We start from the raw sequence: 12,541 nt of genomic DNA on the forward strand, positions 1-12,541 counted from the left end.
GATGCGCCAGCGCGCTGGCGGGGAGCGGTCAGTCGCCGAACAGGTGGACCCCGCTCCAGGCCGCTCCGGCCGGCTCAGGCCGCCACACCGCCTCGTCCGCGGCGCTCGGGGCCGTACGGCCCCCCACCATCACCCAGGTGGGCCGGGAGTAGGCGCTGACGTCGTCCAGGGGGTTGCCGTCGAGGGCGACCATGTCGGCGCAGAGACCGACGTCCAGCCGGCCCATCGAGTCCTCCCGCCCGATCGCGCGCGCGGCGACGGTGGTGGCGGCGGCGAGGACGTCTTCCAGCGGAAGGCCCGCGACGGCCATGACCTCCAGGCCGGCGGCATAGGTCTCCGGAGTGGTGGTGGGCAGGCCCATGTCCGTCCCGGCCGCGAGGGCGATGCCGCAGTCGTGGAGCAGTTTCAGGTTCGCCAGCGCCACGTCCTTCGGCGCCCAGGGCACCCCGACGGTGAGCCAGTAGTTGTTCGTCGTCGGAACGACCGGTGTGCCCGCCTGGCCGATGGCACGGGCCAGGTCCTGGTCCACGACCGCGACCGGCTTCGCGGCGAAGCTCAGGTGTTCCAGCGTGTCGACGCCCGCTTCGAAGGCCTGCGCGATCGCCTCACGCCCTTGGCAGTGGGCGGTCGCCGGCAATCCGAAGCGGTGCGCCTCGTCGACGAGCAGCCGCACCTGGTGCTCGTCGAACAGCGGTGCGTACGGCGTCTCGCGCTCGGAGCGGTAGGGGTTGGTGAACCCTCCCGAAGCCATGATCTTGATCCAGTCCGAGCCCTGCTTGACGTGCGTGCGGACGGCCCTGCGCAGGGCCGTGTCGTCGTCGCACTCCATGCCGAAGGAGTTCCCGTGCCCGCCGGTGATGGTGATGACCTCGTTGGCGGTCTGCACGCGGCAGCCCAGCACCGTGCCAGCCTCGACGGCGTCGCGGACGGTGCCCACGACGCCGTTCGGGCTGCCGAGGTCGCGCACCGCCGTCACCCCTTGACGCAGGAAGCGCTGCACGTGGCTGACGGTCTGCAGCAACTGACCCTCGACGGTCTGCTGGTGCGGCAGCGGGCCACCGCCCTCCGGCCACTTGGCGAGGTGGACGTGCGCGTCGATGAGCCCGGCCACGAGGGTGCGCTCACCGAGGTCGACGTCGGGTGCACCGAAGTCGTCCCGTGCGCCCACGGCGGCGATCCGGCCGTCGTGGACCAGGACCGCGGCCCGGCGCAGCACGGGCCGCCCGGGAGCGGTGACGACCCGGTCGGCGGCGACGACCGTCCCGCGGTCCCGGGCCGCACCCGAACGCGAGGCGCTCACGCCGTCACCGCGCGGGTCCGGTTCACCGGCAGGTCCAGCGCATCGCGGTCCACGCGCTGCCCGCCCTTGAAGACGGCCGTGATCTGGCGCAGGTGGGCGACGTCGGCAACCGGGTCGGCCGCCACGAGCAGGACGTCGGCGTGCGCGCCGACGTCGAAGGTGCCCAGTTCCCCGCTGCGGTCGATCGCGGCGGCGGCGCCGGTCGTCGCGGCACGCAGGACCTGCCACGTGGACAGCCCGGCCGCCGCGAGCAGTTCCAGCTCACGGTGGAAGTCCGGCCCGAAGGACTGGTCGGTCCCCGCGCCCAGCACCCCGCCCGCCTGCACGAGCTGGGCGATGTTGGCCTGCGCGACGGGAGTCATGACCCGCATCCAGTCCGCCCACCGGTTGCCCCGCTGGAACACGCTCTCCTGCGTCCGCAGCCGGTGCAGTTCCTCCGGTTCCTCGCACGCCCGGTAGAAGGGTTGATCGAGGAACTCCGGCGCGTCGGCCAGGCGGTGGTACCGCTCGCCGATGGTCAGGGTGGAGACCACTGGGATCCGGTCGCGGCTGAGCCGTTCGGTGAACTCGTCGGTCACCGGGGACTGGATGACGGGATGGGCGAGGACGTCGGCGCCGCAGTCCAGGGCCTGGCGGGCGCGCAGTTCGTGGGAGACGTGGACGGTCACCTTGCGGCCATGACGGTGCACCTCGGCGATGAGCCGGGCCAGCGTCTGCTGCCGCAGGACCGGCACCAGGGGGCGCACTCCCCAACCGTGCTCGTCGTAGGTGATCTTCACGACGTCGGGGTCGAGGCTCGCGTGCTCGGCGACCAGCCGGGGGATGTCGGAGTCGTCGTCCACGGGGATCGAGGCGGTCTCCCCGTGTCCGCCGCGGGCGGTGAACAGGTTGCCCGTGCAGTGGATGCGGGGCGCCACGACGTCCCCGCTGCGTTCGGCCGCCCGTACCGCGCGGATGAGCACGCTGTTGTTGCCCGCGTCGAAGACGCTGGTGACACCGGCCCACAGGAACGTCTGCGCGCGGCGGACCAGCGCCGAGACGTCCACGCTCTCGTGCGATCCGGGTGCCAGCCGCGGGGTGGGCGCGGCGTCGCTGGGACCGACGTGCGCGCTGGCGCGCAGGTGGATGTGGGCATCGATCAGGCCGGGGACGGCGTAGGCGCCGCCGCCGTCGACCACCTCGTCCACCGGGTGCGTGAACTCCTGCACGGGACCGGTGGCCGCGATCCGGCCGTTCCGGACGAGGATCGCGGAGGAAGGACGCAGTCGCCGGGCGTCGACGTCCACCAGGACGACGTCGCGCAACAGCGTCGTGCGGGCGCTCACCGCGCCGCCGAAGGGACCGCGTCCAGCAGCGAACGGGTGTACGCCGTCGCCGGACGCTCGAACACCTCGTCCGCCGCAGCGGACTCGACGACCTGACCGTTTCTCATGACCACCACCGAATCGGCGACCGCGCGGACCACCGCGAGGTCGTGGCTGATGAACAGGTACCCCACGCCCAGGGAGTCCTGCAGGTCCCTGAGCAGGTTGACGATGGACGCCTGGATGGACACGTCGAGGGCGCTGACCGCCTCGTCGCACACCACCAGGCGCGGTTCCAGCGCCAGTGCCCGGGCGATGCTGATGCGCTGGCGCTGACCACCGGAGAACGACGCCGGCAGGCGCCGAGCGTCGTCGGGGTGCAGACCGACGAGTTCCAGCAGTTCGGCCACCCGCCGCCGACGGGTGGCCGGGCTCCCCCGTCGGTGTGCGACCAGGGGTTCATCGACGATGTCGCCGACACGCATGCGCGGGTTCAGCGACTCGTACGGGTCCTGCAGCACGACCTGCATCTCGGAGCGCACCGCACGCAGCTGCCGTGGGCGCAAGCCGACGAGTTCACGGCCGTCCAGCTGCACCGATCCGCTGGTGGGGCGCACGAGCTGCAGCACGCAGAACGCGGTGGTCGACTTCCCCGACCCCGATTCGCCGACGACCCCGAGCGTGCGCCCGGCGTCGAGGGTGAAGGACACGTCGTCGACCGCCAGGACGGACGACGAGCCGTGCCCGTAGCGCTTGGTGAGACCCTCGACCTGCAGCAACGTCACGGCAGTTCCCCCCCAGCGGATCGGGTGACGGCCGCGCCGACCGGCAGCACGGGGTGCAGGGCACCGGCACAGCGGACCAGGCGCGCCGAGCCGGGGCTGCGGGTCCAGCCGCTGGGCAGGTCGGCGAGTTCCGGCACCGGGCGCTGGACGGTCGGCAGGCGGCGGTGGCGGGCCTGCGCGTCGTGCAGGTCCGGGTGCGCGCGCAGCAGCCCCTGGCTGTACGGGTGCAGCGGTGTGCGGAACAGGTCGCGTGCGGGGGCCAGTTCCACCAGGTGCCCGTCGTGCATGACGGCCACGTCGGTGGCGTTCTCGGCGACCACGCCCATGTCGTGGGTGACCAGCAGCAGTCCCATCCGGTGCTCGCGCTGCAACTCCCGCAGGATGTTCAGGACCTCCGCCTGCACGGTCACGTCCAGAGCGGTCGTGGGCTCGTCGGCGATGAGCAGACGCGGTTCGCACGAGACGGCCATGGCGATCATGACGCGCTGCCGCATCCCGCCGGACAGCGCGTGCGGGTAGCTGCGGTAGACCCGTCGCGGGTCGCGGATGCGCACGTCGTCCAGCAGTTCCAGGGCCCGGGCCTTCGCCGAACCGCGTGAGCGCACCCCGTGGCGCACCAGCTGCTCGCAGATCTGCGTCCCGATGCGCATCGTGGGGTTCAGGCAGGTCATGGGGTTCTGGAACACGACGGCCACCTGCTTGCCGCGCACGTCGGTGAGCTGCCGCTCGGAACGGCCGAGCAGGTCCAGACCGTCCAGGCGCACCCGCCCGGAAACCTGCGCGGTCGGCGGGAGCAGGCCCGCGACGGCCATCGCGGTCGTGGACTTGCCGCTGCCGGACTCACCGACGAGGGCCAGTGTCTGCCCGCGCGCCACGGTGAACGAGACACCGCGCAGGACGGAGGTCATGCCGCGGGCACCGACGTAACCCACGTCGAGGTCTTCGACGCACAGCAGCGGTTCGGGGTCGGGGCTCATGGACGCTCCCTGTCGAGGTGGCTCCGCAGGCCGTCGCCGAGGACGTTGACGGCCAGCACCAGCACGAAGATGGCCAGGCCGGGGAACAGCGCCAGCCACGGCGCGCCCGTGACGTACTGCCGGCCCTCGCTGAGCATCCCGCCGAGCGAGGGGGCCGGCGGCTGGACCCCGATGCCGAGGAAGCTCAACCCGGCCTCGACCAGGATCGCCGAGGACACGTTCAGCGTGGCCAGGACGATGGTCGAGGGCAGCGTGTGCGGCAGCACGTGGCGCAGCACGATGCGGGCGTTGCCGGCCCCGGCGGCGCGGGCGGCGGTCGTGTACAGCTTCTCGCGCTGCACCAGCGTCACCGCGCGGGTGTTGCGCGCGAACGTCATCCACTGCGAGAACGCGATGACCAGCACCAGGTTGCGGATCCCGCCACCGACGACCGCGATGACGCTGAGGGCGAGCAGCACGGTCGGGATGGCCAGGACGGCGTCGGCCAGCCGCATGAACGCCGCGTCGACCCAGCCGCCGGCGAACCCGGCCAGCAGGCCGACCGCGACACCGAAGACGACCGCGATGGCCACGGCGGCCAGCCCGATCAGCAGCGAGGTCCGCGCTCCCTCGGCGATGCGCGCGAAGACGTCACGCCCCAGGGAGTCGGTGCCCAGCAGGTGACCGGGGCTCCCGCCCGGCCACCACGACGGCGCGGCCAGGCGCTGCAGGAGGTCCTGCCCGGTGGTGGCCGGGCCGAAGACGGCGGTCAGCAGGGAGACGACGAGGACCAGGGCGAGGACGCAGGCCCCGGCCACCAGGGCGGTGCGCCTACCTCTCAGGCCCCTGCCGTGTCGCCGCAGCGCGGCGAGGGCGTCCACCGCTGCCGCGGGAGGTGCCGCCGGGGGTCCCGTGGGCGGCGTCACGCCGGACAGGCTGGTCACCGTGCTGCTCCCGTCATCCGGATCCTCGGGTCGACCGCCATGTACGCCAGGTCCACCAGGACGCCCACCACGACGACGGCGGCCGCCACGACGAGGGTGATCGTCTGCACGACGGCGTAGTCGCGCACCGCGATCGCCTCCACCGCCAGCGAACCGATCCCGGGCCAGGCGAAGACGCGCTCGGTGATGACGGCCCCGCCGACGGCTTCGGTGAGCAGCAGACCTGTGATGGTCAGCACCGGCACCGCCGCGTTGCGCAGGACGTGCCGGCGCACCAGTTCGCCGGTGCGCAGACCCTTGGCGCGGGCGGTGCGGATGTGGTCCATCTGCAGCGTCTCCACGACGCTGGACCGCGTGACACGGGCGATGCTCACGGTCGGCACCACGCTGAGGGTCAGTGCCGGCAGCACGATCGACTCCGGTGTGCTCGCCCCGGCGAAGGGCAGCGCCTTCAACTGCACGCCCACCACGAGGATGAGCAAGATCCCGATCCAGAAGGAGGGCACCGACTGCCCGACCGTGACGACCGCGGTGATGACGCGGTCCAGGTGCGACCCCTGGCGCAGGCCGGAGAGCACCCCCAGCGTCAGGCCGGCGACGACCGCCAGCGCCAGTCCGGCCAGCGCGAGGGCGACGGTGTTCCCCACCCGCGACAGGACCAGGTCGAGGGCGGGCGCCGCGAAGCGGTGGGAGTGGCCGAAGTCGCCGGTCAGGATGCCGCCGACGAAGCGCGCGAACTGCGTGGTCAGCGGCTGGTCCAGCCCGAGGCTGCGGGTGAGCGCTTCGCGCTGTTCAGGCGTCGCGTTCTCGGGCAGCATCTGGTTGACGGGGTTTCCCGAGAGGCGGGAGACGACGAACACGACGACGGCCACGAGAGCGAGGACGACCACTCCCTGGACGAAGCGGTGCAGCAGGTACCTGGCCACGTGATCAGACGATCCGGGCGTCGATCATGTAGACCGACTCGTCGGTGCTGGGTTTCCACTCCACACGCTTGGCAACGCCGTACAGGTCGACCTGCGCGTACAGGAAGATGAACGGCGCCTGCTCCAGCAGTTCCGCCTCGACCTGCGAGACGAGCGCGTCCTGGGCGTCCTGGTCCGTCGTCCGGGACGCTTCGTCGATGAGGTCGTCGACCGCCGGGTCGCTGAACAACGCATACCCGGAGTCCCCCGTGCGCACGGCGAGCTGGAAGTGCGCCAACGGGTTGAACGTCGAGTTCCCGTAGGCGGCGAAGTAGGAGTCGGGCACGTTGCCGCTGTTGGTGGCGTCGGAGAACACCCCGAAGTCGACGACCTCCAGGCTCAGTCGCACGCCGACGTCGCCGACGTAGGACTGGATCGCCTGCGCCACCTGCTCGGCGAAGGGGTAGCGCCCGGACGGGACCATCATCTGCATGTCGAAACCGTCGCCGTGGCCGGCCTGCTGCAGCAGTTCGCGCGCCCGCGCCGGGTCGTAGGCCAGGGGTTCGTTCGCGGAGTCGTGGCCGGTGAAGTAGTCGGGGATGAACGTGGCGACACGCGTGCCGTACCCGCCCATGACGGTGTCGATGATGGTTTGGACGTCGACGGCGTGGTTCAGGGCCAGCCGGACGCGGGGGTCGGCCAGCGGGCCGGCGGTGAGCGTGTCGAGCCAGACCGAGGCGATCCGCGCGCTGGGCACCTTCGCCAGCGCGGCGGTTCCGGCCGCCTCGACCTCGGAGGCGTTGTCCGGCGCGAGATTGGTGACGATGTCGAGGGAACCTGCGTTCAGCCCGGCGATGCGCGCCGCGGCGTCGGGAACGGTCTGGAACACGACGGTCGAGATGGCCGGGGTGGTTCCGAAGTGGTCCTCACGCGCCCGCAGGACGACCTGGGCGTTGCGGTCCCAGGCCTCGAGCGTGTACGGGCCGGTGCCGATCGGGTTGCCTGCCAACGCTTCCGGGTCGCTGTCGACCGCACCTTCCTTGACGATGAAAAGGCCCGGCAGGCGCGGCATCAGCAGGGGGGCGGGGGACGACGTCGTCAGGCGCACGGTGAAGTCGTCGACGACCTCCGCCCCCGAGAGGCTGGCGAAGTTCGCCGACAGCAGCGCCGGGTCACCGGTGATCTCGCCGATCAGGTAGTCGACGGTGTACTTGACCGCGGCCGCGGTGAACGGTGTCCCGTCGGAGAACGTCACGCCCTGACGGAGTCCGAACTCCCACGTGGTGTCGTCGACCTGGGTCCACTCCTCGGCCAGCGCCGGCTCGTAGACCGTGGGGTCCTCGCGGTTCCGCCGGACCAGCGGGTCGTACAGGTGCTGCAGCACGTTGGCCGTGGAAGTCTCCCTCTGCTGCAGGGGATCCATGGTCGTCGGATCGACGCCCTGCGCGATGGTGACGGTGCCGGTCTCGCCGGACGCCGCCGAAACCTCCCCGTCGTCGACCGGCCCGTAGGAACAGGAGGCGAGCACCGGCAGCCCGGCGGCGGCCGTGGCCGCGAGGACGGTCCGGCGCCGCGGACGCGGCAGCTCGTGGTGCGCTTCAGGCATGGTTGGCCACCTTCTCCGGATTTCCGAGCAGTGCGGTGATCGCTCGATCGGGACCCTCGGGCAGGATGCGGCTGGACGCGGGCGTGGGCAGCAGATCGCCGCGGGAGGCGATTCCCGGCGGCTGCGGGCGCGACCGGCGGGACGGGCCGGCGGCGCGGGCGTCGAAGGGCGTCCAGCTCGGCGCGAGGGACGTGTTGATCGGCACGTCACCGACCGTAGGGTGGAACTTCAACCGGGGTCAACGAACGTAAACAGGATTTAACACAAGGAGGGAACGTGGACGGCTTCCGAATCCGCGAGTTGCGCGTGGCCCGCGGCCTGACCATCGCGGCCCTGGCCGAGGCGGCCGGCGTGTCGGCGGCGCTGATCAGCCAGGTGGAACGCGGGCTGGCCGACCCCAGCCTCGCAACGTTGAGGCAGGTCGCCCGGGCGCTGTCGGTCCCGCTGTTCGACCTGTTCGAGTCGGCGCCGCGGGCCTCGCGGGTGGCCGTCATCCGGCGGGGGAAGGAGGTCACGATCACCACCCCCAACGGCGACACCTCCTACACCCGCATGTCGGCACCCCACGGCCAGCTGGAGGTGCTGCGGGGGCGCCTGAAGGCCGGCGGCGTCTCCCACGACGAAGCCTGGAGCCATCCGGCGGAAGAGTGCGTGATCGTGGTGCGCGGCCGGCTCCTCGTCGAGGTGGACGGGGAGTTCCACCACCTCGACGAGGGGGACAGCTGCTCCTTCGACAGCCGCCTGCCGCACCGGCTGGTCAACGAGACGACGGCGACGACGGAGTTCCTCGTCGCCGTCACCCCGCCCAGCTACTGAGCCGCGCCCACCGCGGAGTCGGTCACCTCGGCGCGCACGGTGAGCGTCACGTTCGTGCCCGCCAGCGCCCTGGCGACGGGGCAGCTCTCGTGCGCCTGCCGCGCCAGTTCCTCCACGCGTTCCACGCTGGCTCCCCGGACCTTCGCGGTGAGGGTCATCGCCACCTCGGTGATCGAGAACCCACCGTCACCCCCGGCCATCCTGGTCGCGGCGGAGGTCTCCAGCTGAACGACCTCCGCACCGTCCTCGGTGAGCTTGTTCGCCAGCGACATCGTGAAGCAGCCGGCGACCGCGGCACCGATCAGTTCCTCGGGATTGGTGTGGCGTTCATCCCCGACCCGACTGCGCAACGAGTACGCTCCCTCGAACGCACCGCTGCCGAGCGCGATCGTTCCCGAACCCGCGCTGTCACTGCCGGTCCAGCCTGCAGTGGCCCTGCGCACGATCTGCATCGCCATCGAACTCTCCTTCGTCGTGAGGGGTTTGGAGGGTGCTGCGGATCTCGCAGCAAACGGTCGGACGCCGACTCGCCGGGAGATCCGTCCCCCGGTAGAACCTACGCTACGAGCACGAGGGGAATACCGTGAACCACATGCCGTCCGCCGCCGCGCCGGCCGGAACCACAGTCACTGGCAAGCCCGCCGGACACGCCCTGGTGGAGGAACTGCTGCGAACGGAGGGGACCGACGGTGCGACCCTGACGAGGTTGACCCTGCCAGCGCACTGCGCCCACACGGTGGCGGCCGCAGGGGCCGAACTGCTGCTGTACGTGCTGAGCGGGGAGGCGATCCTCAGCGTGCAGGGCGAGTCCCGGAGGGCGGGCAACGGATCCGCCGTGCACGCGGTGGACGGCGACGTGGTGGAGATCACCTCCTCCGGGGCACCGGTGGTGGTTCTGCAGTTCTCCGTACCGTTGAGCTCGGACCGGCACGCCCCGCTCGGGCGACGGCAACGCTGGTCGTCCCTGTCCGAACCCGGCCGCGAGGCGGCCACGAGCGACCGGACCTTCGAGGTCCTCCTCGGCCCTGCGCAGGGGTGCTGCCTGGCCACCTTGTTCGTCGGCGTCGTGCCTCCCGGTGCGGCCCCCTGGCACTTCCACCAGTACGCGGAACTGATGGTCCTGCTCAGCGGTAGCACGACGTTCCACGACGCCTGCGGGATGCGGGACATGAAGCCGGGCGATGCCGTTTTCATCCCCTCGCGCGCATTGCACGTCAACGAGAACCCCGGCTGTGAACCGGTCCTCGTCCTCGGCCTGCTGCTGCCGGCGAGCAGCCCGTCGGCGACCTACCTGCCGCACGAGGACACCGCGGTCCCGCACGCCATCGCGCGTCACGCATCGGCCTGACGCGAGCAGGTCTCCCACCCGAGGGCGGTGCCGGCGGGGGCCGCGCCCCCGGCGGCGCCGCCCCCGGCCAGGGATGGCGTCGCTGGCGAGGTCGGTCACGCGGTAGGTCCCGGTCGACGACTGCCAGCGGTCCAGGACGCACTCCAGCACCCCGGAGGAACTCCATCGCCGCTGCCAGCTCGGGCAACCAGGTGGGAGGTGAGCCATCGCCGCTGCAGGTGGTGACCAACGATGCGGGCGGGAGCGATCTGGTTGAGACCCAGTACGTGATCTCTTCGCTGGTGACGATGGTCTACCTCCTCGGCGCCCTGGTGAGGCAGTTGATCGGGCACGCCGGCGCCGAGGGCGCGATGGGCATCGGGCTGTCGCAGGTACCGGCCCCTCTGCTGGGCCTGAGGAGCCTGGCCGCCCTCACCTGCATCGGCAGGAAGGCGGTGCACCAGCCGGCACTGCCTGTCCCTGCTCGCCGCTCTCCTGCGGCCGCCGCGATGGTCGGAACGCCTGAGGAGGTCATCGAGCGGATCCGGTACTGCGAGTCACGCGGCGTCGACGAGTTCAGCTTCTGGGTCGACAACAGCATGTCGCACGAGGAGGAGCGCACCTCCCTCGCGCTGTTCGTCGAGCAGATCGTCCCCGCCTCCAGCGCCCAGCACTGAGCAAGGAGGGGAAGGGAGGGCTTCGCTCCGCTGATCGCCTGCGTGGAGGTGGGGCTCCGTCCTGCCCGCGGGCGGTGCCGTCCCTCGGACCTGGCCGCGTCGGCGGTGCCGTCGACGAGGGTCGCTTCCGCGATCGCCGGCGCTCGGGTGCTCGGCTCGTGGCGGTTGCGGTGCAGCAGGACAGCGGATGCGGTGCGGCAGTGCCGTGCGGCCGGCGAGCTGATCTCCAGTTCTCGCGTCAGCGCGAGAGCAGGCACACAGTCACGTGATCTCGGAGGCGAAGCCGTGCATGATCACGACGACGCGCCGCCTCCAACATCACGATCGCTCGACGGGGTTGCCCAGCACGCTCTCAGTCGGTGCGGGCGTTGTAGACCGTGGCCCCGGTGGCGGCGACGTGCGCGGCGTAGTCGCGGTAGACGTCCAGCGCCTCCGCGCGCAGGACGTCGGTGACGACCGCGATCCCGCGGGCCTCGAACTGCTCGGCCCAGTCGTCGCGGACGGGGCCCTCGTCGAAACCGGTGATCTCCTCCAGCTCCGGGCCGGAGCCGGCGACGACCAGCGTGCGCACCCCCGACCACAGCGTCGCGCCGTAGCACTGGGCGCAGGGACGCCAGTTGACGACGAGCTCGCGGCGGGCACCACCGGCACCCAGGTCCCAGGAACCGGTGCGGGCCTGCGCCAGGCCGAGCGCGGTGACCTCGGCGTGGCCGGAGGAGATGCCGGTCGAGAGCACGACGTTGACGCCGACCGAGACGACCTGCCCGGTGTCGCTGTCGACGACGATCGCGGCGAAGGGGCCGCCGTTGCCCTCGCGGAAGTTGCGGGCGGCCAGGCGGTGCACCAGGGCCATCCGGTCCTCACGGCTGGGCAGCACGGTCGGCACGTCGGCGAGTTCGTCGTCGACCCAGGCGGGCAGGGCGATGGTGAAGGCGTGCGCGAGAGTCTTGGACAGCAGCATCGAGTGCGCCCTTTCTGGGGTGGTGACGATGAGGTGGGCGGAGTGTCCGGGGTCGACTTCGTCGATCATCACTTCAGGCCGGTCGTGGCGATGCCCTGGATGAAGTACTTCTGCAGGAAGAGGAACAGGACGAGGACGGGCAGGAGGATCGTCACCGACCCCGCCAGCAGCACACCGTAGTCGGTGGTGTTCGCGGCAGCCGAGGCCACCGCGAGCCCCACGGGCAGGGTGTAGTTCGCGACCGACTGGGCCACGACCAGCGGCCACAGGAAGTAGTTCCAGCTGTTGAGGAACGTGAAGATGGCCACCGTGGCGATGGCGGGTCCGAGGAGCGGCAGGAAGATCCGGAAGAAGATGCCGAACTCACTGGCCCCGTCGATGCGCGCGGCTTCCAGGAGCTCGTCGGGGATGGAGCTCGCGAACTGGCGCATGATGAACACTGCGATGGGCATGACCAGCATCGGCAGGACGATGCCCGCCAGGCTGTCGACCAGACCGAACTGGACGATGATGACGAACTGCGGAACGAACACGGCCACGTAGGGGATCGTCATGGCCAGGACGACGCACGCGAACACGACGCCCCGCCCGCGGAAGGGGATCTTCGCCAGCGCGTACCCCGCCATGGCGGAGAACGCCACGTTGGCCACCACCGTGACGACCGACACGATGGCGCTGTTGACGAAGTACCGACCGAAGTTCTTCTCGGTGAACAGCACGACGTAGTTGTGCAGGTTGGTGAACGACTCCGGCAGCCAGCCACCCGGGTTCGCGGTGAACTCGCCCTGGTCCTTGAAGGACCCGAACAGGACGAGCGCGAAGGGGGCGAGCATGAGGACCGACACCACGAGGAGCAGGATGTAGATCCCGGTGACGGCTCCGGGGGACGTCCGGGCCGTCGCCGACGTGGAAGCGGCGGGCTCGGCCGGGGATGCGGCCGTGTTAGCGGCGCTCATGACG

At 71.3% G+C, this 12,541-nt stretch carries 13 protein-coding genes and 1 pseudogene; 3 read left to right on the forward strand and 11 right to left on the reverse strand.

The window, feature by feature from the left end:
• Positions 1-28: 28 nt before the first annotated feature.
• The 8 genes from ACRYR2_RS14530 to ACRYR2_RS14565 are packed head-to-tail and all read right to left on the reverse strand — an operon-like array spanning position 29 to position 8,005.
• On the reverse strand, positions 29-1,300 hold the full coding sequence (locus ACRYR2_RS14530; RefSeq protein WP_432563594.1) for an amidohydrolase family protein: 1,272 nt from the start codon (positions 1,298-1,300) through the stop codon (positions 29-31).
• Entirely contained in the window at positions 1,297-2,625 is a 1,329-nt protein-coding gene (locus tag ACRYR2_RS14535) for an amidohydrolase family protein (protein ID WP_432563595.1), read from the reverse strand. The genes ACRYR2_RS14530 and ACRYR2_RS14535 overlap by 4 nt, the downstream gene beginning before the upstream one ends.
• The gene (locus tag ACRYR2_RS14540) at positions 2,622-3,389 is read right to left on the reverse strand and encodes an ATP-binding cassette domain-containing protein (RefSeq protein WP_432563596.1); all 768 of its coding nucleotides are present in this window, start codon (positions 3,387-3,389) and stop codon (positions 2,622-2,624) included. Before ACRYR2_RS14540 ends, ACRYR2_RS14535 begins: the two co-directional genes overlap by 4 nt.
• The gene (locus ACRYR2_RS14545) at positions 3,386-4,366 is read right to left on the reverse strand and encodes an ABC transporter ATP-binding protein (RefSeq protein ID WP_432563597.1); all 981 of its coding nucleotides are present in this window, start codon (positions 4,364-4,366) and stop codon (positions 3,386-3,388) included. The genes ACRYR2_RS14540 and ACRYR2_RS14545 overlap by 4 nt, the downstream gene beginning before the upstream one ends.
• A complete protein-coding gene (locus tag ACRYR2_RS14550) occupies positions 4,363-5,271 on the reverse strand; it encodes an ABC transporter permease (RefSeq protein ID WP_432563598.1) in 909 nt (302 codons plus the stop codon). Before ACRYR2_RS14550 ends, ACRYR2_RS14545 begins: the two co-directional genes overlap by 4 nt.
• 14 nt (positions 5,272-5,285) lie before the next feature.
• Positions 5,286-6,215: an ABC transporter permease gene (locus ACRYR2_RS14555; protein WP_432563599.1), complete on the reverse strand. Its 930-nt coding sequence runs from the start codon at positions 6,213-6,215 to the stop codon at positions 5,286-5,288.
• Between the two features lie 4 nt (positions 6,216-6,219).
• Positions 6,220-7,800 (reverse strand): ABC transporter substrate-binding protein, encoded by a 1,581-nt coding sequence (locus ACRYR2_RS14560; protein ID WP_432563600.1) that lies wholly within the window; start codon positions 7,798-7,800, stop codon positions 6,220-6,222.
• Entirely contained in the window at positions 7,793-8,005 is a 213-nt protein-coding gene (locus tag ACRYR2_RS14565) for a hypothetical protein (RefSeq protein ID WP_432563601.1), read from the reverse strand. The genes ACRYR2_RS14560 and ACRYR2_RS14565 overlap by 8 nt, the downstream gene beginning before the upstream one ends.
• Before the next feature lie 71 nt (positions 8,006-8,076).
• Here ACRYR2_RS14565 and ACRYR2_RS14570 point away from each other — a divergent pair, with 71 nt between their 5' ends.
• A complete protein-coding gene (locus tag ACRYR2_RS14570) occupies positions 8,077-8,616 on the forward strand; it encodes a helix-turn-helix domain-containing protein (protein WP_432563602.1) in 540 nt (179 codons plus the stop codon).
• Here ACRYR2_RS14570 and ACRYR2_RS14575 read toward each other — a convergent pair.
• Entirely contained in the window at positions 8,610-9,074 is a 465-nt protein-coding gene (locus tag ACRYR2_RS14575) for an OsmC family peroxiredoxin (protein WP_432563603.1), read from the reverse strand. The two genes, ACRYR2_RS14570 and ACRYR2_RS14575, sit on opposite strands and share 7 nt — an antisense overlap.
• Before the next feature lie 248 nt (positions 9,075-9,322).
• Here ACRYR2_RS14575 and ACRYR2_RS14580 point away from each other — a divergent pair, with 248 nt between their 5' ends.
• Both ACRYR2_RS14580 and ACRYR2_RS14585 read left to right on the forward strand, forming a co-directional pair.
• Positions 9,323-9,964, forward strand: a complete 642-nt coding sequence (locus ACRYR2_RS14580; RefSeq protein WP_432563604.1) for a cupin domain-containing protein — start codon at positions 9,323-9,325, stop codon at positions 9,962-9,964.
• Between the two features lie 488 nt (positions 9,965-10,452).
• Positions 10,453-10,620 (forward strand): annotated as a pseudogene (locus ACRYR2_RS14585) (LLM class flavin-dependent oxidoreductase); the annotation flags it as partial.
• 352 nt (positions 10,621-10,972) lie between these two features.
• Here the strand turns inward: ACRYR2_RS14585 and ACRYR2_RS14590 are convergent.
• Together ACRYR2_RS14590 and ACRYR2_RS14595 are read right to left on the reverse strand one after the other, a co-directional pair.
• Entirely contained in the window at positions 10,973-11,581 is a 609-nt protein-coding gene (locus tag ACRYR2_RS14590; protein ID WP_432563670.1) for a tRNA-specific adenosine deaminase, read from the reverse strand.
• 68 nt (positions 11,582-11,649) lie between these two features.
• Positions 11,650-12,537, reverse strand: a complete 888-nt coding sequence (locus ACRYR2_RS14595) for a carbohydrate ABC transporter permease (protein ID WP_432563605.1) — start codon at positions 12,535-12,537, stop codon at positions 11,650-11,652.
• Positions 12,538-12,541 lie beyond the last annotated feature (4 nt).

Source organism: Kineococcus deserti (genome assembly GCF_050871945.1).
Taxonomy (GTDB): domain Bacteria; phylum Actinomycetota; class Actinomycetes; order Actinomycetales; family Kineococcaceae; genus Kineococcus.